The following is a 19,460-nucleotide window of genomic DNA, read 5'->3' as shown; positions in this document are numbered from 1 at the left end:
TGCAGAGTTATCTGCATGTATTTTTATAATAACTATATTTGCAACCAATTTATTGACTGGGGCATGCAAACTGCCAACAGCATACTGCAAACTGAATAAGAATGATCCAATTACTTACCCCAACGCACTGGAAAGATTACGAACTGATTGATTGCGGCGACTTTGAAAAGCTGGAACGTTTTGGGAATATCATACTCATCCGCCCCGAACCGCAGGCGGTTTGGAACAAAACCCTGCCCGCTTCAGAGTGGCAGCGTTTGCACCATATTAAATTTAAAGGCCGTTCGGCAACATCGGGCGAGTGGTTGAAAAAAGATCCTAAAACTCCCGACCGTTGGCATATCGAATATAAAAACAAGGAAGCCGCCATTAAATTCAGGCTGGGCCTTACCTCGTTTAAACATGTTGGTATCTTCCCGGAACAGGCTGTAAACTGGGATTACATTAGCCAAAACGTTAAACGCTTCAAAACGCCAGATCCTAAAGTACTTAACCTGTTTGCCTATACCGGTGGTGCTTCATTAATTGCCCGCGCCGCAGGTGCCGATACCACTCACGTTGACTCCATTAAACAAGTAGTTACCTGGGCCAATGAAAACCAGGAAATTTCAGGACTTAAAGATATACGCTGGGTTGTTGAGGATGCCCTGAAGTTTGTTAAACGCGAATTGAAACGCGGTAAAAAATACAATGGCATCATTCTCGATCCGCCAGCTTACGGCAATGGGCCAAACGGCGAAAAATGGAAACTGGAAGATAATATCACCGAAATGATGTGTGATGTAACCCAACTGCTCGACCCTGAAGAGCACTTCCTGATCCTGAATACTTACTCCCTTGGATTTTCATCTGTAATAGTTGAAAACCTCATTAAAAGCTCGTTCCCGCAGGTGCAAAACCTCGAAATTGGCGAGCTTTACCTGCAGGCCACAGCCGGGTCAAAACTACCTTTAGGGGTTTTTGGAAAGTTTCATAAAATTAAAAGTAATTAATTTCCAATATCTATCTTTGGCGGCGACCAAACCAACACAATTGCTGCTTTATAAGTAGCTGGAAATTAAATTAATTAAACACGCCTTACATACACCTGCATTATATTGAAAGTTAAAACAATGAAATTAAAAACGCTTGTACTATCCGCTACATTTGTGGCATCGGCAGCTTTGCTTTTAAACAGCTGCTCACAAAACGGCAGCAATGCCAAAACCGACGGTAAAAAAACCGCAGCTGCAGTTAAAGGTGATTCGGCCCAGGCTGAAACAGCAGATACCTTAAGCGTTAAAAAATCCACCTACCCTCCTATTGATAAAAAACTGTACGATTCGTTGATGAAATTCAACGCGCATGGTGATACTACAGGCAGGTGGCCAGTAAAAAATACGCCTTATCCAATTGGTGGAGCTATTTTACCATTCAAACGTGTAGTTGCTTATTACGGTAACCTATACTCAAAAAGAATGGGCATTTTGGGCGAATTACCGCCAAACGAAATGCTTGCCAAATTAAAAGGCGAAGTAAAACACTGGGAAAAGGCAGATCCTAAAACTCCTGTTCAACCTGCGTTGCATTACATTGCCGTTGTAGCCCAGGGCGATGGCGGTAAAGACGGCAAGTTCCGTTACCGTATGCCGTTTAAACAAATTGACAGTGTATTGGTGTTGGCTAAAAAAGCCCATGCTATTGTATTTTTAGATGTACAGGTAGCTTTAAGCAACATCCGCGCAGAATTACCACTACTTGAAAAATACCTGGAATTGCCACAAGTACATTTTGGTATGGACCCTGAATTTTCAATGAAAGACGGAACTCACCCAGGTAAAAAGATTGGCACTTATGATGCCGATGACATCAACTACGTATCAGACTATCTTGCCAAAATTGTTAAGAAAAATGGCTTGCCGCCAAAAATCCTGATAGTTCACCGCTTTACTAAAAAGATGGTAACCAATTACAAGAGCATCAAATTGCACCCGGAAATTCAACTGGTAATGAACATGGATGGCTGGGGCGAACCTGATCTGAAAACCGGCACTTACCGCTACTTTATTAACCAGGAGCCGGTACAATTTACAGGCTTTAAATTGTTCTATAAAAACGATATCAAAAAACCGCCTCACCACATGTTAACTCCTGAGGAGGTTTTATCAAGATACAAACCATACCCGATTTATATCCAGTATCAATAAGTCGGAAGTCTTAAGCCGGAAAGTCCTGAGTAGGTAATAAAACGTTATTTTCTCAGGACTTTTGTTTTTAAAGCTATATTTTCGACGACAAGCAAAAAGGCGTCATTGCGAGGAACGAAGCAATCGCGAACTATACAGGGCGGCTCTGCCAGGAGGGGATTATTAATAACTATAATTTGTTTTCTATAGGTATTAATGAGCTCCCTTCGGTCGGTTGTCTTCGTTCCTCGCAATGACGATCGTAAATGAACTCAACAGAGATACTTATGATAAAATGGGGCATTATTGGATGCGGGCGTATTGCACACAGATTTATGCAGGGTTTCGCAGTTGTTGATGGCGTTGAACTTGCAGCATCCTATTCGCGCAGGCCTGAAACTGTTGACGCTTTTGTTGCGCAATATGGCGGTATTGCTTGCCGAAGTATTGACGAATTGCTTGCGAGCGATATTGACGCTGTTTATATAGCTACCTTGCCCGACAGCCATGCCGCCTATAGCATTGCCGCGCTTAAAGCAGGTAAACATGTGCTTTGCGAAAAACCGGTTACCGTAAACCTTGCCGAGTTGGATAATGTACTTGCCGTTGCCAAACATACCGGCTTGCTTTTTATGGAAGGAATGAAACCGCCCTTCTACCCTTTATACAGTAAATTAAAAGAATATATTGCTGATGACCCTATAGGTCCTGTTGGCTATATACGCGCCGGATCGGCCGTGGCCGATTGTCCGCCCGATCATCCAAATTACAATCTTGAACTTGTCGGTGGTAGCCTCATGGGGATTGCCATTTACGAAGCCTTTTTGGCACTCGACTGGCTCGGCCCCATGCAGGACATCCAAACCATGGGCAGGTTTGGTGAAACCGGGATTGATATGTTTGCTATATTCCAGACCCTGCATCAAAATGGGTACGCGCAATTGTATTGTGGTTTTGATATGCATGGCAAAGGAGATGCACTGATAGTAGGAACATTAGGACACATCACCATCCACAAAAACTGGTGGAACCCGGCAAAGGCCACTATTAGTTATCTTGATGGCCGCACGATAGAACTGGATGAACCATTTGCTGGCGGAGGGCTTAATTATGAAATCATCCATTTTTGTGAACTTATAAAACAAGGCAAAACCGAAAGCTTGGTACTGCCTCATGATCTATCCAGGCAGATGATTGCCATGATAGATCAGGCAAGGGAGCAAATAGGGTTAAAGTATCCGGTGGAAAAGTAGAATCTATAATAAACTTTGCTGGCGCAAGTTTTGTGCGATAGCCTGAGCACGGCTAACTTGTGCCTTCTACGTCATGCAAAGGGACAAAGCAGGAAAAGCACAAGTCAGCCACCCACATACCCGGGCTCAAGACTTTCGCTAAAAATACTCCATAATAAATCCGAAATTCTATTTACAGTTTAGCTGAGTTTAGCACCGGGTTCTGGCTTGCGTTTACCTGGTAGGTGTAGATAGCATTTTGCTCATCAACTTCAACTATGCGATAGCCTTTGTAGTCAGTACCCCAGTCGCCGCCTATATGCGAATCAAAAAAATGTGGGAGTTTATCGGTATAACGTACGCCGTCTAACAAATGATCATGCCCATGAAAAACAGCTTTAACGTTGGGATAAGCATGCAGCAATTGGATAGTTTCAGGGCAATCGACAAATACATCATTCTTAACCCATTTGGTAGGCGGGATGTGCAGTATCACAAAAACTATCTTTTTATCTGCAAGTTTGTCTAATGAAGCTTTCAGAAAAGCATTATTGGGGCATGTATAAACGCCTTTTGTATCAGCGGTGTGAGCCAGTACAAAACCTATATCGCCAAACTCTACCGTGTATTTATCCTCATAACCAAAGGCATTCTTCCAAACTGTGGCATCCGCAAAATCATGATTGCCGGGGATGGTATGGTAGGGGACATTTAATTTATCAAGGTATTTTGTTTTGATCTCCGGGAGCAGGTCCGGGCGATTGTGTACCAGGTCGCCGTTAACAATCACAAGATCGAGATGGTTTTTGCTATGATCTTCGTTAAGCCATTTAACCATGTTGCCGGTGTGCAACGTAAAATCCGTTTTCGGCTGTCCATAATGAATGTCAGAGGCTAAAGCAAACCTTAATTTTAGTTTGGCTTTGGTGGCACGGCTATACCGGTTATTTTCAGTGGCAAAACTATTGACAGCAGGTAAAAGACTTAAAGCGGCTACACCAGTTAAGGCAGTGCCAAAAAATTCGCGGCGCGAGGTCATAGGTAATTATTTTATGACAAAGGTAGGCTTGTGGTGTTAAATGAAAGTTAAAAAAACACCTAATTTGACTTGTCCTGATATAAACCGTATGAAGCTTACTCCAGTTTTAACGGCGGACCCACTATTTGCATATCATGGTCGTTAAAAATTTTGGCGAGTTCCTGTTTTGTTGGTTCATGATCCAATGCTTGCATTGTTACAAAAAAATCTTCAAGCTTACCAGCAGGTTGAAACGTAACCGTCATTTTTCCTTTTTCAGATACTTGTGTCCATGCATGTGGTACATTTCAGGGTAAAAAAACACTATCGCCTGTACTCAAATGGAACTTATCTTCACCAACCTGGAAGTAGTAGGCGCCATCTAAAACATAAAATATCTCGTCTTGCAAGGGATGCACATGCAATGGAGTACCGCGGCCCTGCGATAAACTTGTTTGTTCAAAAATAGCCAGGTCGCCGTCGGTATCACTGCCAGATACTTTCACATCCATTATATTTGAATTGACCCCTTTTAATTTAATATGCCCATGTATACGGCCCTCTCCCGCACTTATTTTAAATCCTTTGTTTACCCGCATAAATCTCTTTACATCTATAGAAAAGGATGTTAAAGGCATTGCAGCACAAGCTAAAATGGCAGTAATGAAATTATTTCTTTTCATGGCAAAGCGGTTTTACATTGGTTTATAAAAAGAAACCCGTTAATATCTTACCTCATTGATATAAAAGTAGTTATAATTATTCAGTTACGCTAATCCTACGTATTCTTACGTAATCGGGGTACCGTTTTAGTTGATATATATATATTCCGAGGGCTTTAATATTGTCTGCAACCTTTACTGGTTAGATGGGCATACCGAAAGGCCGCGGCGCGAGGTCATATGATATTATTTCATTTGCAAACGTTGCTCTGTGATGGTAAATGACAATTAAGAAACTATCTGAATCAGAATTTTCAGAATGCTTGAATTTTCAGAATTAAACACATCACATTCCGAACATTCTTAAATTCTGAAAATTCTGATTCAGACAATTTACCTCAACCCCTTTTCTTTTAAAAACTTCACCAAAGCGGCAGGATGGTCTGTTTGTAAACCTTTTAAACCTGCTGCAAGGGCTTTGTTCCAATCCGCAGGGCCTTCACCTACACTTTGGATATCAGGCCAAACCGAGATGTGGTATTCTCCGGCCAAGGCAACCATATCAGCAGTGTATTGGTTATAAGATCCGTCAAGAATATCGGGGTGATACTGATCAATGAAGCTTTTCATGCCGGCAGTATTTTTAACACTATCGGGCAGGCTCAGCATCAGCGGCATTTTGGGGGCAGCTTTTCGCCAGCCTGTAAACTGAGCCGCGCTGTTGATATAAACCAACACCTGTTTTTCCATGCCATATTCTTTGATCGTTTGGTAAGCCTGTTCGGGGTCTGCAGCCTTAAAATCAAGGTAGATCCCTATCCGGTTTTTACACAATTGCAGGATCTGCTTAAAGGTTGGGATCCGGAATGCCTGTTTACTTGCTGTATCTTTGCTTTTTACCTTTAACTGCAGCAACTCGGCCAGCGTAAAATCCTTCAGTTGGCCTTTGCCATCAGTCATGCGGTTAATGCTGCCATCATGCATGCTTACCAGCTCGCCATCTTTGGTGGTACGCAGGTCTATCTCTACATAATCCGCCTCATTTTTTATTGCCTCCTTATACGCTTCAAGCGTGTTCTCCGGATAAATGACGTGATCGCCGCGGTGGGCAGCGACTATAAACTTATGCCTTGAAACAGGAGCCGGGTTGGCCTGCCACCCATCACCGGGTAGCAGCCATAGTAAACCCAAAATTGTTAATAGTTGAAAACGCATCGTTATTTATTTTTTACCTGTAACACTACTTATCGCATCCCCCACCTCATGACCTGCCGCGGCTTTAAAATTAAAGCCCAATAAATTGGCTATGGTTTGAGCCAGCTGCTTATGATAAGTTGTTTCACCTTGTTTCATTTCGCCCGAGGCAGGCGTATCCGGACCGATAACTGCAAACCAGGTTTGCTCTGAATGCAACACGTCCGACCCATGGTCATGCCATTTCTTCATCGGCTCATCTCCCCTGCCGTGGTCGCAGGTAATGATCAGGGTAGTTTTGTTTTTATAAGCAGGCTCTGACTGGATATAATCCCAAAGTTGTTTTATAAAGCCATCTTCCTGTTTAATACGGTCAAGGTAAAACTTATAATTGCCTGCATGGGCCATATCATCCGGTTCATCAAACGATACATATAAAGCACGCGGCTTGTATTGCATCATGTAATTTTTGGCAAACTCAAATGTCAGGAAGTCGATGCGGGTTGAATCGCTGATATAACGCGGTGCTTCCAATTGCAGTTCATTCAAGTATTTCAGGTGGTCGTTCATACCAGGAACATCCAGAGGCATAAAACCGGCGTTAACTAAAATACCGGCACGTTTCGGGCTTAAGATCTGCGAAAAACGTTCCCACGATGCAAATGCGGCTACCTTGTTTTCAAAACCTTTTTGCTTATTCAGAAATTCAAGCAGGTTCATGTTGGGGTTATAGATCCCATCGTTGGTATTCATGCGCTTATCCGGGAACCCAGTAAATATTTCATTATATCCGGGGTATGAAAAATGATAGGGGTTGGCTACTTCATCTTTACTCCCCAGATCGCGGTTTCCGTAAAGCTGACCTTTTTCAACCAAAGTACTCCAAAAGAAGGGCATCAGCAGTTTACGACGGTCAGCGGGTGCGTCGGCCCAGAAATTTTTACGCACCTCATTTTTATCATGCGTATCATTTGAATTGATGATGGCCGAATCGGCACCACGGAAAACCTCCTGCCAGCGTAAACCATCGATGGTGACAATAACTACATTCTGAGTTTTGCGCGTTTGTGCAAAGAGGAGGGTAAAAGATGCTGAAAACAGCATCACTAAGATCAGCTTTTTCATAGGTTGTGTTTAATCAATAAAGGCCCCAAACTAAGGGGCCTTTATATAGTGTTATTTACGGTTTGCTATTTAAGCAACCACATGATGCCATTGATATCATCACTGCCGCCAAACTGGCTTGTTAATGCCGCTTTGTAATTTGTAGCGTTAACAGTACGCTCTGACTGCGGATATTCAAAACGTGTAGGGATACGGCTGCTATTACCCGTACCCGGCCCGGTAGTGAATGCAGGTACACCTGTACGACGATAAGTGAAATATGACTCAAGGCCTGAGTGACGGAACAACGCGAGATATTTTTGCTGTAATATTTGTGTAAGGCCTGTTGCACCATCGGCATACTTCACAGCCGGTTGTGCATAGTAAGTTGTCCAGTTAACAGTAACCGGGAACACATCATAGCTCGACTGATCGGCTGGACCTTTGGTTGCGCCCGGTCTGTAAAAGTATGCCGAAAATATACTTGAACCGGCAACTGTTGGGATACCATAATACTGGTACGATGCCTGGATACCATTAATATAATAGGTTTCGGCATTGCCTGTTGCCCAGCCGCGGTTAATACCTTCGGCAATATTGAACATCAATTCAGGGTAGCCTATCTGGATACTTGGCTCGCCTATATAAGTTGAATAAAAGTGTTTACGGTTAATGAACGAGTAGCGCTGTAAGGTTGCATTGTTATACATCACACCAAGGTCAAGACCCGGATCGGCACCTACAAATGAATCAAAACTTGTTGGGCTTTGTTTCAGCGTATCAACCAAATAACGTGAAGGCTCTGCAGTTACAAAAACCCTTGGATCTTTAAATTTAGTAAGCAAACCGATATAAGTTGCCGATGAGTTTTGCCTTGATCCGTTTTGACCAAAGTTATCCGGGTTTTGAGGATAGTAGTTACTCGGCGCTACAAATTTATATTGCAGGTTATCGTCATTGCTGGTCATCAGCGGGTATTTAGTTGGATTACCAACAATAGCCGCAAATTGTGCTTTTACATCAATATCAGCTGTTTTTTTACTTAATGCAAGCAATAACCTGATGTGGAAACTGTTTACAGTTTTTTGCCACTTTGTAAGATCATTACCAAAGTAGATATCGTTTGACAAAGCGGCACCAACCCCTGTACCGCCCGAATTTGGATCGGCAATCAGTTTGGTTAAGTCGGCATTAGCGGCTTCAAGCCATGCTAAACATTGTACCATTACATCTTTCTGCGCATCATATTTGGGAGTAAGGTTATCCAGGCCTTTCAACGCATCGGTCATTGGGATATCACCTTCTTCGAGGCTCATTTTGCTGAAGAAGTAAGCCCTGAAAAATTTACCCATAGCTTCGTACGGGTTAACGGCAGCGCCACCGGTTGCTGCAGCACGCTGCTCCATTACTACTACGTTTTTTAACGTGTTGTAATAGTTATCGCCACCGTCGGCAAAGGCATCATAACGGTTATTGCCATAATAATCGTAGTTATAAAGGTAATATTGCGAATAGATCTCATTGCTTGATTGTGGCAAATCAGCCATCTTATTAAGGATCCCGTTGAATAATAATGATGCCGGCACAACGCTTGGCACATTATTATTTTTGGTAAGGTCCTCAAAACTTTTCTTACATCCGGTTACTGTTAGCAAAGCAAACGCCGGCAGTATTAAAATTCTAAATATCTTTTTCATAATCGTCGTATGTTTTATTAGAATGATACATTTAAGTTAAAACCATAGCTACGTACTGTAGGCGACTGCAATACAGTTGAAGAAGTAGCATAGTTATACTGATCTAAATCCACATCCTTGAAGCGTTTGTCTCCGTAGAAGTATAGCAGGTTACGGCCATAAACCGATACCGATGCTTTTTTGATGAATGATTTATCAAGCCATGCTTTAGGGAAATCATAACCAAGGGTTACTTCACGAAGTTTTGAGAAGGTTTTGCTCATCAGGTTTGACTCGTCGACATTGTAATATTTACTTACATAATCCTGCACAAATACTGTTTTGCCGTTAGGAGCGTATTGCAAAGCACCGTAGTTAATAATTTTACCTGTGGCCGGGTCATAGTTAATAGCGGCACCATTTGACACGGTTACGCCTTCGCCTACATAACTGCCGTTATAACCCTTTTTACCAAAGTTTTGCCAGTCTTTATAACGGGCGTCACCCAAAGCACCTGTAGCGGTTTCAATGTTTGCACCACCACGCATGGTTTTATTGTGCATGTAATCGATGATCACACCACCAACCGAACCGTCAAACTGGAAACCCATATTGAAGTTTTTGTAACGCAGTTTGTTACTGAAGCTCCATGAGTATTTGGCATTTTCGTTGCCTAAATATTGCGGAACTGGCAATGCTAATGGTTTACCGGCAGCATCATTGATGATTTGACCCTGAGGAGTTCTTGCAAAAGCGGTACCATATAGTTTATCGGTACGGTCGCCTTTTTTGAAGAATGTTTTATAAGCGTCCTGACCCGGAGGCAACTCTTCATAAACGTCTTTAAAGGTAGCTACGTTAACTAAAACATTCCAGCTAAAACCGCCAAGATTTTTGATAGGGGTGCCTTCTAATGAAAACTCATAACCGGTTTTCCTGGTTTTTAAAGCGTTAAGATATAAAGTGGTGTAACCAGTAGCCGTTGAAATTGAGTTAGCTAAAATTTGCGGACCGTCAATATATTGGAAAGTAGTAGCCGATAAACCTAAACGATTTTGTAAGAATTTGATATCGAAACCTTCTTCGTAGTTAACGCGAGTTGAAGTTTTGATATTTGGCTGATACAAAAAGTCAGATGCAGAAGCTGCCGGTTGGCTGTTATAGGGTTTACTGGTTAAGTAGAACGGGTTAAGCTGATAACTTGGGCCGTTATAAGGCGAGTTATAAGTACTGCCGTAACCAAGCGGATTTAAGAATAACGGGTTTGAATTTGGATTGCTGGTAGTTGTTGAACCGCCATAAACCGAAATAGCGTTAAATGGGGCAGGGCCAATTGTTGAACTTGAAGCATCGGCTTTTACCGTTGAATAAGATGCCCTTGCTTTTAAGAATGAGATAACCTCGGGCAGTTTAACGTAATCAGAGATCACTGTAGCTGCCGATACACTTGGATAGTAATAAGTAGTTACGTTTTGAAAAGCCGACGATTTATCAATACGGCCGGTGCTTGATAAGGTAGCATATTTACCAAATGTAGCGTCAATTGAGTAGTAACCGCTTAACACACGTTCGGCTGATGAGAAGTTGGTTGACTGTACAGCGTTTTTTGAGTTACTGAAAGCGTAAACTTCCGGCACGTTCAAATAATCTGTTGATGTCCAGCTGGAGTTGTAGTTGAAGCTACGCAGGTTTGAACCAACTAAACCTGATAAGTTCACGAAGTTTTTGATCGTGTAGTTGTAGTTAACAAATAACTCGGTGTTGTTATCAAACAGGTTACGACGGTCTTCGCGGTAATCGCCCTGGTTACCTTCACGGCCATAAGGGTGGGCCGAAAATGGAAGGTCTTCAGTACGAAGGATGTTATACGTATCAATTTGTGAACGTAAAGTAACGTTTAAATTATCGTTGATTTTGAAGTTACCTGACAAGTAACCGTAAACGTCGTTTTTGTAATGGCCGCGGGTCCATTTTTGAGTTAACAGGTAAGGGTTATGGTAACGGGTGTACTCGGCAAATACCGATTGTACGCCTTCTTTACCTGGCTGCCAAATAGCTTTGATATCCGGTGCGTTGATATTCCAGTCGGCACCTGTCCATACAGCAATATTATAGATAATACTGTTAGGGCCGTATTGCACATCTGGAAAGTTATCAGTTGATTGCCTGTTAAAATCAACGTTCGCTTCAAATTTCCAACGCTTTGTAGGAGTGAACTGAGCGTAAAAGTTAGCATTGGCTATATCAAGGTATTGAGAAGGGATATAGCTTGTCTGGTGCTGTTGTGAAACTGAAAAACGGGTTACATAAGTATCACCAACCGAACCTAATGATATGTTATTGTTGGTTTGGTAACCGGTTTTCAAAAAGTTTTTCAGGTTGTCTTTACCACGTGCAACCCATGGAGTACCCTGGCGCACGCCGTTAACAACCGGGCTGTCATATTGCGGGATTAACTGACCTGCAAAGTAAGGGCCCCAAACGTCGTAATCGCTGTCCACACCACCTGGTGCACCACCTTTACCATCAACAAAGGTATAAAAAGTGTTTTCACCCGGACCAAACAAGCTTTGGGTACGAGGGAAAGCAAGGAAGCCCGTATTCATTACCGTACTGCTGTTAACATCAACTGTCAAGCCTTTTTTGTTTTTCTCGCCTTTCTTAGTGGTAATTAAAATCGCACCGTTTTGTGCACGGCTACCATATAGTGCGGCTGCAGAAGGACCTTTTAACACTGTATAGGTCTCGATATCATCAGGGCTGATGTTATAGGTATCAGTATTAATAGGAAAACCGTCAACAACATATAATGTAACCGAGTTACCCCTGATCAATACAGATGGGTTACCCAAAAGTTCGGCCGAAGGGCCTACTGATAAACCGGCCACTTTACCTGTTAAACCTGTGATAGGGTTAGGGTCGCGGGCCATGGTAACATCGGCACCGTTTACTGATTGGGTTGAGTAACCGATACGCCTGGTTTCTTTCTTTACACCAAGGGCTGTCACAACAACCTCATTTAAAGCTTTGCTATCGCCAATCATAGTTACGTTTATGGTTGTTTTGTTATCAACTACAACGTAAACCGGCGCGTAACCTACAAATGAGTAAATGAGTGTTTGACCGGCAGTTGCCGTAATACTGTAACGGCCATCAATATCGGTAACAGTGCCTTTATTTTGTTCTTTAATTCTTACGCTTACGCCCGGCAGGGGCAAGTGTTTGTCATCGGTAACAGTACCGCTTATTTTGGTTTGTCCGAATAAAATAGATGGAGCTACGCAAAATAACAAAACCGTTATTACGGTTTTTAATCTCTGGTAAATCTTGTTCATCTGCTAAAGTTTAAGGGTGAAATAGTTAAATTTTTCATACAGCAATACTAAACTTTGTTTATTATTAGTAAACCAATTTAGTATTAAGCTATACTTAACTTGATGTTCACCCTGTGTTAAGCAGGTGATTTTTATAACAGGCAGATTATAAATTAATCACAAAAACTTAATATGATATTATTCATTTACCACTTGCAGGTGCGCAAGTGCCATCGCTTTTAAATGATCAAGGTTATTTACGGGTACATGCATTTCCTTGGCCATGTCGTCCCAGTAGCGCAGTCTGATGATAAGCTCGGCATCCTGGTTCAATTCAAATTCTGCGGCTTCGGCCGCAGTCATCACGCCTCCCTGAAATTCGAGGGTGGCTTTACTGGCATCCGACAGGCGATTATAGTATTCGGGATATTTATAAGTAAGATATCTTTTGGCAATTACATGGCCCTGCACCAGGTTGGCAACCCGTTCAGAAAACCCACGCTCCAACAGGTAATCGGCACCCAGGCGCTCATGGTCAATATTGCCCATGCCATCCATACTTCCTGCTTCTTCAGCATCAGCACAAAGATGTCCTATATCATGAAAAAACGCGGCAAGTACAACCTCATCGTCATAGCCCTCAGCCTCCGCAAGCGAAGCTGCCTGCGACATATGCTCCAGTTGAGAAACAGGCTCCCCTATATAATCGGCATCGCCAAATTTCTCGTATAAAGAAAACACTTCATCAACCACAGCTTTCGGATTATATTGAGATGGTGCCATGCAATTAAAATTTTTAGGTGCAAATAAACAGCATGCAGGTTAGGTAATTATTAAATATTCATGAAATATATCAATCAGAACCCATATTTAACATTAAATTTTAATACAACAGGGCCGCTTATCTTGTTAAAGATAGGCAATTTCAAAACGCACGTATTGTTATTGAAACTTAACTAATACAACAATATTATATAAATATCCGTTAACATTTACACTATACTGTTCAAAGCGTAACAAAAAAATCATTTTGGATAAATAGCCTGATTAATTACTTTGCGCACCAAATAACCTGCTATAGATGGAAGAAGACATACTGATACAGATCAGTAACCGGATAAAAGAACGCCGCCGGGAAAAAAATATAACCGTACAGGAACTTGCCATAAGGGCCAACGTAAGCAAAGGCCTGATATCCCAAATTGAAAACAGCCGTACCATTCCATCGCTTATCGTACTGATAGATATTATTAAAGCACTGGAGATAGATTTGAACGAGTTTTTTAAAGATATGCGTTCAAAAAGCGATCATCTCCCAGTTTTAGTAAAGCGCAAACACGAATACGATCATTTTGAAAAAGAACATGCCGATGGTTTTCATTATCAGCGCATCTTTACACAATCAATAAGTCAAAGTACTGTTGATATCGTCATATTGGAGCTTGAGCCCGATGCCTTTCGCCCGCTTGTGGAAACCGAAGCATTTGAATATAAGTATATCCTATCCGGCCAGGTTGCCTACCGGTTTGATGACGACACCATAACCCTTAACCAGGGCGATAGTATGCTTTTTGATGGCCGGATCCCCCATACCCCAAAAAACATGGGGAGTACCACGGCCAGCATGCTGGTGGTATACTTTTTTGAAGAGAAGAAGTAGTTTAGTGAATGGTTGATTGGGTTGATTAAGTGAGTGGTGAATTGGATATAGAATAATACACTTTTATCAACAGAAAAAACTCCGGTTAGTGCGTCCACTCGGTAGGTGCTTTGCCAAATTCTTTTTTAAACGAATGGGAAAAATGGGCCAGGCTTTCAAATCCTAAATCGAGGTAAATTTCAGATGGTTTACGGTTTTTGTTTTCGATGAGGTGGCGCGCCTCCTCAAGCCGCCTGGTTTGCAGCCAATGCCGGGGTGAAGTATCAAAAGTTTTTTGGAAATCGCGTTTAAATCCTGCAAGGCTCCGACCGGTAAGTTGCGCGAATTTCTCGACAGGTACGTTAAAATGAAAATTGCTGAGCATAAATTTTTCCAGGTCGATTTTATGAGGCTCCGAAAAATCGAACAGGAAATCTTTAAGCTCGGGCATAGTATGTAGTAATAAGTGTACGGCTTCCCTTACTTTCAGCATGCCCAGTTGTTTGGTTATTTTTTCGTTGGGATGGTGCACATAAGGAATCACAGATTGAAAAAAGCCCCGCAGAAATTCACTTTCGGGTATTTTGATATTGGGCTGACCGGTGTATTTCCGTCCCGGCTCTATCTGTTCTTCCAGGGCAAGCTGCCGCAGCATATCTTCTTTCAGGCAAATGATGATAGTTTGATAGTCACCGCCATCAACGGGCATTTTGACGAGTTCGCCCAATTGATTTTTACGGATCAGCATCATTTCGCCGCCCTTCATCGAAATTTTTTGATTTGCGGTTTCGATGCTGAATTGCCCTGAAACCTGTAATACCAGGGTGCTATGCTCAAAAAAACCTACCTTTTCCTTTCTCATCCTCGAGAAAAAAGAATAAAAGATTACGCCTGGAATTATTTCGGTTGGATTGGTCACTATGTAAATATATAAAATAGGAGGGGCTTATGCAGCCCCGTCCATTTATCGTTGCAGGTATGTACCACCTAATATTGCCCCCTGGGCAAAAGCGGTATTAAGTGTATTCATTTCATCGGCACTAAATTCAATTTGCATCGCTTGTATATTTTCCGGCAGGCGCGATCTGCGGCTCATGCTTACCAGCGGCATAATGTTATCGCCCTGGGCGTTTACCCATGCAATGGCAAGTTGGGTAGGTGTGTAGCCTTTGTCGCCGGCCATTTGTTTTAACACTTCAACCTTTTCAAGGTTTTTCACCAGGTTTTCTCCCTGGAAACGCGAAAAGTGATTATGATAGCTATCTGCCGGAAGCGGCGCTTTCATATCGCCCGTAAGTAAACCTTCGGCAGTATTGGCAAATGCTACTACGCCAATGCCCAGTTCTTTAGCAGTAGGCAGCAGATCGTTTTCAATTTGCCTATCGGCTAATGAGTAGCCAATTTCCAGCGCGGTTACCGGGTGTATGCTGTTGGCTTTGCGTAACTGATCGGCTGTAATCTCAGAAACACCAAGGTGGCGTACTTTTCCTTCTTTGATCAGGTCGGCAACGGTACCTATTACATCCTCTACCGGTACGCTGTTATCCAGGCGGCAAGGCTGATACAGGTCGATAGTGTCGATACCCAATCGCACTAACGAATAATTAATGAAGTTTTTAATGGCTATAGGGCGAAGGTCTAAGCCAAGCCATTGACCATTATAAAAAATAGCGCCAAATTTTACGCTGATAAACGCGTCGTCCCTGCGGCCTTTAATGGCCTTGCCTACCAATAGCTCATTATGACCGGCGCCATAAAAATCGCCGGTGTTTAAAAAGTTGATGCCACTATCTAAAGCTGCCTGTATGGTAGCGATACTTTCATTTTCATCATTGGCCTTGCTGCCCCAAACTGATGACATGCGCATACAGCCCAGGCCCAGTTTTGAAACCAGCGGGCCATTTTTGCCCAAATTTATTTTCGTTATATTTCCCATAGTTGATATTTAATTTAAAACAAAGATCAGGTATCTTGTTCATGGGTAAATTTCTTGCACGGCTCAATTTACTTGTCTGTGTGGCTCAAATTTTTACGATAACTCTTTGTAAAACTCGCACACAAACTATGGGAACAAAATCGACCATTTACCACCTTAACCAAACCTTAACACTAACTTAGTTTAATTTTAATAAAATAAGTTTAGTATTGCTAAACATTATAAATGTTGTTATGAGTATAAAATTAGTGGTATTTGACATAGCCGGCACCACGGTTAAAGACGATCATGAAGTTAGCAAAGCTTTCAGGGCTGCCATGCAAAAGTCCGGTTATGAAGTTGGACTGGAAAAAATAGATCCGCTGATGGGGTATGAAAAAACCCTCGCTATCCGCAAAATGCTTACTGAACACGAGACTGATCAATCAGTTATTACGGACGAGCTGGTAACCACTATCCACAAAGAATTTGTGCAGCAAATGATTAACTTTTACCAGTTTGAGCCGGGTATTGAGCCGTTGCCAAACGTAGAGGAAACATTTGCTAAACTGCATGAGCAGGGCGTAAAAGTTGGTATCAATACCGGCTTCTCGCGCGATATTGCCGATACTATTGTAAACCGCCTGCAATGGCACGAGAAAGGGCTGATCGATTACGTTGTTGGATCGGACGAAGTTGAACTTGGTCGCCCGCACCCCTTTATGATCCAAAAAATGATGCTTGAGGCCGGCATAACTGATGCTTTGGAAGTTGCTAAAGTGGGGGATACCGAGGTTGATGTGCGCGAAGGGCAAAACACCGGCTGCAAATACGCTATAGGTGTAACTACTGGCATTTTTACGCGTGCCGAGTTGGAAACCTACAATCCTACCCATATTATTGACGATATTGCACAAGTAGTTGAGATCATAAACCAATAGTATAATGAGGCTGATTGAAAGTTTACGTGCAAAAGTAGCCCAATTGCCTTATGCACTGATTTCAGTTTTGGCAGCGGTTTCAGCCTTCGGAACGTATACATCCATGTATGCCTTTCGTAAGGCATTTGCAGCGGCAACTTTCACAGGTCATGAGTATTTTCATGTTGATTATAAAGTTTGGCTGGTTATAGCTCAGGTTATAGGCTATATGAGCAGCAAATTTTACGGCATAAAATTTATAGCCGAAGTTAACAGCAAAACCCGCGCCCGTTATATTTTAACCCTTATCGGGATTGCCTGGGCGGCGCTGCTGGCCTTTGCTTTTGTACCGGCCCCATGGAATATCGTGTTTCTTTTTATCAACGGTTTCCCGCTGGGGCTTATCTGGGGATTGGTTTTTGGTTACCTGGAAGGCCGCCGCTCAACCGAGTTCATGGCATCGGCATTGTCCATCAGTCTCATCTTTGCCTCCGGCTTTGTAAAAACAACAGGGCGTACACTTATAAGCAGTTTTCATGTAAATGAATATTACATGCCGTTTTTAACAGGTGCTGTATTTGCATTGCCGCTGCTGTTTTTTGTAGGTTGTATGGAGCTTATCCCCGCCCCTACCGCCGAAGACAAATGTTTACGCTCCGAGCGCACGCCAATGAATGCCGCCGAGCGTAAACAATTCGTTATCCGTTTTTTACCGGGTATTATCCTTACCCTGATTGTTTATGTACTGCTTACTATTATGCGCGATGTGCGCGATAATTTTGAGGTGGAGATCTGGGCAAGCCTGGGCATTAAGGATGCCAGCATTTTTACTACTACGGATATTAAAATTTCGCTGGTGGTATTAGTAGCAATGAGTTTACTGATCCTTGTACGGAAAAATCTTCGTGCATTCAGCATCATCCATTTAATGATCATTGCAGGTTGTGTACTGGTGGGAATATCCACTGTAATGTTTACTCTTAAAATGATAAGTCCCACCCTTTGGATGACTTTAGTAGGCCTTGGCCTTTACATGGGGTACGTACCTTATAACGCCATATTTTTTGAACGGATGATAGCATCCTTTCACTATAAAAGCAATGTTGGCTTTATCATGTACATTGCCGATTCGATGGGATACCTGGGCAGTGTGAGCGTTTTATTGGTAAAGGAACTTGGCCGCCCGTCTATAAGCTGGGGAACGTTTTTTCAGGAAGGTGTAATGACAGTGGCTTTAGTAGGTGGTATTTGCGGAGCGTTATCGCTTATCTACTTTTTACAGAGCGCAGCCCGCGATAAAAAAAAGATAATTGCGGATGAAACTGATGGGCAAATAAATTTTCAAGCCATAAGTCCGCAGTCATAAGTCTGAAGTCAAAAAATGACCAATGGCTCAATGACCTAAAGAAATAATATAATGAGCGAAAATAACAATATAAAAAACACCCCCTTCAGGGGGCGGGGGGGGCGAGCAATAATCATAGGCGCAGGCATAGTAGGTTTAGCTACTGCCCGCGCTTTGGCCATTCGTGGTTATAAGGTAATCGTATTTGAGCGCAATGAACGGGCAGTAGGTGCTTCTATCCGCAATTTTGGTATGGTGTGGCCTATAGGCCAGGCTACCGGTCCGATGTTTGAACGCGCCATGCTATCAAAAAGCATCTGGAAAACAGTTTGTACCGAAGCTAACATCTGGCATAATGAGGTTGGTTCATTACACCTTGCTTACCATGATGATGAGCTGCAGGTTATTGAAGAGTATGTAGATGTAAACAAGCAATACCGTGATTGCGCTGTGCTAACTCCAGGCGAAGCTGTTTCAAAATCGCCGGCAATCAATACCGATGGCTTGAAAGGCGCCCTGTGGAGTGGCGAGGAAATGATTGTTGAATCACGCGTAGCCATCGGGCAGGTGGCGGCTTACCTCGCCGAAAAATTCGGTGTCGAATTTCACTGGAACACCGCTATCAGTCGCATTGAACATCCAAAGGTAAGTTCGGGCAACCAAAGCTGGGAAGCCGACGAGATCTATGTATGCAGCGGCGCCGATTTTGAAACTTTATATCCGGAACTATTCGCACAAACGCAGATTACCAAATGCAAGCTGCAGATGATGCGTTTAGTTACCCAGCCTGATGAATGGCGCATAGGTCCGTCGCTATGTGGTGGCTTGTCTATGATCCATTACCCGGGTTTCCAGGCGGCAGCTTCATTGCCTGCTTTGCGCAAACGCTATGAAGAACAGTATGCTACCCACCTGAAATGGGGCATCCACGTAATGGTATCCCAAAATGGCAGCGGCGAGCTTACCATCGGCGATTCGCACGAATATGGTTTGGTTCATGATCCCTTCGATAAAGAATTTATTAATAATTTGATAATTGAGTACTTACATACATTCGCCAATTTTAAAGATTGGAAAATGCTGCAGTCATGGCACGGCATCTACCCCAAAATGACCAACGGCGCGTACGAGCTTATCGTTGACATTGAGCCTGGGGTAACCCTTATCAATGGCCTCGGCGGTAACGGCATGACACTATCATTTGGCCTATGCGAGCAGGAGATTGCCAGGCGGAAGGATAATTAGCATTTTTAGCCCATAGTCCATGGTCGATAGT

At 42.8% G+C, this 19,460-nt stretch carries 16 protein-coding genes; 7 read left to right on the top strand and 9 right to left on the bottom strand.

Annotation, left to right across the window (positions count from 1 at the left end; genetic code table 11):
* Nucleotides 1-101 precede the first annotated feature (101 nt).
* The 3 genes from ACEN82_RS01120 (at nucleotide 102) to ACEN82_RS01110 (ending at nucleotide 3,418) form a co-directional block, all read left to right on the top strand.
* Nucleotides 102-992 carry a class I SAM-dependent methyltransferase gene (locus ACEN82_RS01120; RefSeq protein WP_413319438.1) on the top strand — a complete coding sequence of 297 codons (891 nt, stop codon included), beginning with the start codon at nucleotides 102-104 and terminating at the stop codon, nucleotides 990-992.
* A gap of 120 nt (nucleotides 993-1,112) precedes the next feature.
* Nucleotides 1,113-2,186 (top strand): DUF4148 domain-containing protein, encoded by a 1,074-nt coding sequence (locus ACEN82_RS01115; RefSeq protein ID WP_413319440.1) that lies wholly within the window; start codon nucleotides 1,113-1,115, stop codon nucleotides 2,184-2,186.
* 266 nt (nucleotides 2,187-2,452) lie between these two features.
* Nucleotides 2,453-3,418 carry a Gfo/Idh/MocA family protein gene (locus tag ACEN82_RS01110; protein ID WP_495644059.1) on the top strand — a complete coding sequence of 322 codons (966 nt, stop codon included), beginning with the start codon at nucleotides 2,453-2,455 and terminating at the stop codon, nucleotides 3,416-3,418.
* 172 nt (nucleotides 3,419-3,590) lie between these two features.
* On the opposite strand, the gene ACEN82_RS01105 is transcribed toward ACEN82_RS01110, so the two are convergent.
* From ACEN82_RS01105 to ACEN82_RS01075, 7 genes are all read right to left on the bottom strand, one after another.
* On the bottom strand, nucleotides 3,591-4,436 hold the full coding sequence (locus tag ACEN82_RS01105; RefSeq protein ID WP_413319444.1) for a metallophosphoesterase family protein: 846 nt from the start codon (nucleotides 4,434-4,436) through the stop codon (nucleotides 3,591-3,593).
* A gap of 287 nt (nucleotides 4,437-4,723) precedes the next feature.
* Nucleotides 4,724-5,098, bottom strand: coding sequence for a cupin domain-containing protein (locus tag ACEN82_RS01100; protein ID WP_413319446.1), 375 nt, complete (start codon nucleotides 5,096-5,098; stop codon nucleotides 4,724-4,726).
* A 372-nt stretch (nucleotides 5,099-5,470) separates the two neighbouring features.
* On the bottom strand, nucleotides 5,471-6,292 hold the full coding sequence (locus ACEN82_RS01095; protein ID WP_413319448.1) for a glycerophosphodiester phosphodiesterase: 822 nt from the start codon (nucleotides 6,290-6,292) through the stop codon (nucleotides 5,471-5,473).
* 6 nt (nucleotides 6,293-6,298) lie between these two features.
* Nucleotides 6,299-7,396, bottom strand: coding sequence for an alkaline phosphatase family protein (locus tag ACEN82_RS01090; RefSeq protein WP_413319450.1), 1,098 nt, complete (start codon nucleotides 7,394-7,396; stop codon nucleotides 6,299-6,301).
* A gap of 65 nt (nucleotides 7,397-7,461) precedes the next feature.
* Nucleotides 7,462-9,072 carry a SusD/RagB family nutrient-binding outer membrane lipoprotein gene (locus ACEN82_RS01085; protein WP_176627910.1) on the bottom strand — a complete coding sequence of 537 codons (1,611 nt, stop codon included), beginning with the start codon at nucleotides 9,070-9,072 and terminating at the stop codon, nucleotides 7,462-7,464.
* Between the two features lie 17 nt (nucleotides 9,073-9,089).
* A complete protein-coding gene (locus tag ACEN82_RS01080) occupies nucleotides 9,090-12,386 on the bottom strand; it encodes a SusC/RagA family TonB-linked outer membrane protein (RefSeq protein ID WP_413319453.1) in 3,297 nt (1,098 codons plus the stop codon).
* 177 nt (nucleotides 12,387-12,563) lie between these two features.
* Nucleotides 12,564-13,148, bottom strand: a complete 585-nt coding sequence (locus tag ACEN82_RS01075; RefSeq protein WP_413319455.1) for a phosphonate degradation HD-domain oxygenase — start codon at nucleotides 13,146-13,148, stop codon at nucleotides 12,564-12,566.
* A gap of 298 nt (nucleotides 13,149-13,446) precedes the next feature.
* Here ACEN82_RS01075 and ACEN82_RS01070 point away from each other — a divergent pair, with 298 nt between their 5' ends.
* The gene (locus ACEN82_RS01070; protein WP_413319457.1) at nucleotides 13,447-14,025 is read left to right on the top strand and encodes a helix-turn-helix domain-containing protein; all 579 of its coding nucleotides are present in this window, start codon (nucleotides 13,447-13,449) and stop codon (nucleotides 14,023-14,025) included.
* Between the two features lie 85 nt (nucleotides 14,026-14,110).
* Here the strand turns inward: ACEN82_RS01070 and ACEN82_RS01065 are convergent, their stop codons facing one another.
* Entirely contained in the window at nucleotides 14,111-14,866 is a 756-nt protein-coding gene (locus tag ACEN82_RS01065; protein ID WP_413319459.1) for a helix-turn-helix domain-containing protein, read from the bottom strand.
* Between the two features lie 102 nt (nucleotides 14,867-14,968).
* Nucleotides 14,969-15,940, bottom strand: coding sequence for an aldo/keto reductase (locus tag ACEN82_RS01060; protein WP_413319461.1), 972 nt, complete (start codon nucleotides 15,938-15,940; stop codon nucleotides 14,969-14,971).
* Between the two features lie 233 nt (nucleotides 15,941-16,173).
* Between ACEN82_RS01060 and ACEN82_RS01055 the strand changes: the two genes are divergently transcribed.
* The 3 genes from ACEN82_RS01055 to ACEN82_RS01045 are packed head-to-tail and all read left to right on the top strand — an operon-like array spanning nucleotide 16,174 to nucleotide 19,429.
* Nucleotides 16,174-16,860 (top strand): HAD hydrolase-like protein, encoded by a 687-nt coding sequence (locus ACEN82_RS01055; protein WP_413319463.1) that lies wholly within the window; start codon nucleotides 16,174-16,176, stop codon nucleotides 16,858-16,860.
* A gap of 4 nt (nucleotides 16,861-16,864) precedes the next feature.
* Nucleotides 16,865-18,205, top strand: a complete 1,341-nt coding sequence (locus ACEN82_RS01050) for a DUF5690 family protein (RefSeq protein WP_413319465.1) — start codon at nucleotides 16,865-16,867, stop codon at nucleotides 18,203-18,205.
* A gap of 51 nt (nucleotides 18,206-18,256) precedes the next feature.
* A complete protein-coding gene (locus ACEN82_RS01045) occupies nucleotides 18,257-19,429 on the top strand; it encodes a TIGR03364 family FAD-dependent oxidoreductase (RefSeq protein WP_413319467.1) in 1,173 nt (390 codons plus the stop codon).
* Nucleotides 19,430-19,460 lie beyond the last annotated feature (31 nt).

Source organism: Mucilaginibacter sp. Mucisp73 (genome assembly GCF_059491465.1).
Note: the sequence above shows the minus strand (reverse complement) of the source record. Positions and strands in the feature narration are given on the sequence as shown.

What these genes read in the sequence shown, in the direction of transcription:
- ACEN82_RS01120 (WP_413319438.1), top strand. Translation starts at nt 102, where the DNA reads ATGATCCAATTACTTACCCCAACGCACTGGAAAGATTACGAACTGATT.
- ACEN82_RS01115 (WP_413319440.1), top strand. Translation starts at nt 1,113, where the DNA reads ATGAAATTAAAAACGCTTGTACTATCCGCTACATTTGTGGCATCGGCA.
- ACEN82_RS01110 (WP_495644059.1), top strand. Translation starts at nt 2,453, where the DNA reads ATGATAAAATGGGGCATTATTGGATGCGGGCGTATTGCACACAGATTT.
- ACEN82_RS01105 (WP_413319444.1), bottom strand. Translation starts at nt 4,436, where the DNA reads ATGACCTCGCGCCGCGAATTTTTTGGCACTGCCTTAACTGGTGTAGCC.
- ACEN82_RS01100 (WP_413319446.1), bottom strand. Translation starts at nt 5,098, where the DNA reads ATGAAAAGAAATAATTTCATTACTGCCATTTTAGCTTGTGCTGCAATG.
- ACEN82_RS01095 (WP_413319448.1), bottom strand. Translation starts at nt 6,292, where the DNA reads ATGCGTTTTCAACTATTAACAATTTTGGGTTTACTATGGCTGCTACCC.
- ACEN82_RS01090 (WP_413319450.1), bottom strand. Translation starts at nt 7,396, where the DNA reads ATGAAAAAGCTGATCTTAGTGATGCTGTTTTCAGCATCTTTTACCCTC.
- ACEN82_RS01085 (WP_176627910.1), bottom strand. Translation starts at nt 9,072, where the DNA reads ATGAAAAAGATATTTAGAATTTTAATACTGCCGGCGTTTGCTTTGCTA.
- ACEN82_RS01080 (WP_413319453.1), bottom strand. Translation starts at nt 12,386, where the DNA reads ATGAACAAGATTTACCAGAGATTAAAAACCGTAATAACGGTTTTGTTA.
- ACEN82_RS01075 (WP_413319455.1), bottom strand. Translation starts at nt 13,148, where the DNA reads ATGGCACCATCTCAATATAATCCGAAAGCTGTGGTTGATGAAGTGTTT.
- ACEN82_RS01070 (WP_413319457.1), top strand. Translation starts at nt 13,447, where the DNA reads ATGGAAGAAGACATACTGATACAGATCAGTAACCGGATAAAAGAACGC.
- ACEN82_RS01065 (WP_413319459.1), bottom strand. Translation starts at nt 14,866, where the DNA reads ATGAGAAAGGAAAAGGTAGGTTTTTTTGAGCATAGCACCCTGGTATTA.
- ACEN82_RS01060 (WP_413319461.1), bottom strand. Translation starts at nt 15,940, where the DNA reads ATGGGAAATATAACGAAAATAAATTTGGGCAAAAATGGCCCGCTGGTT.
- ACEN82_RS01055 (WP_413319463.1), top strand. Translation starts at nt 16,174, where the DNA reads ATGAGTATAAAATTAGTGGTATTTGACATAGCCGGCACCACGGTTAAA.
- ACEN82_RS01050 (WP_413319465.1), top strand. Translation starts at nt 16,865, where the DNA reads ATGAGGCTGATTGAAAGTTTACGTGCAAAAGTAGCCCAATTGCCTTAT.
- ACEN82_RS01045 (WP_413319467.1), top strand. Translation starts at nt 18,257, where the DNA reads ATGAGCGAAAATAACAATATAAAAAACACCCCCTTCAGGGGGCGGGGG.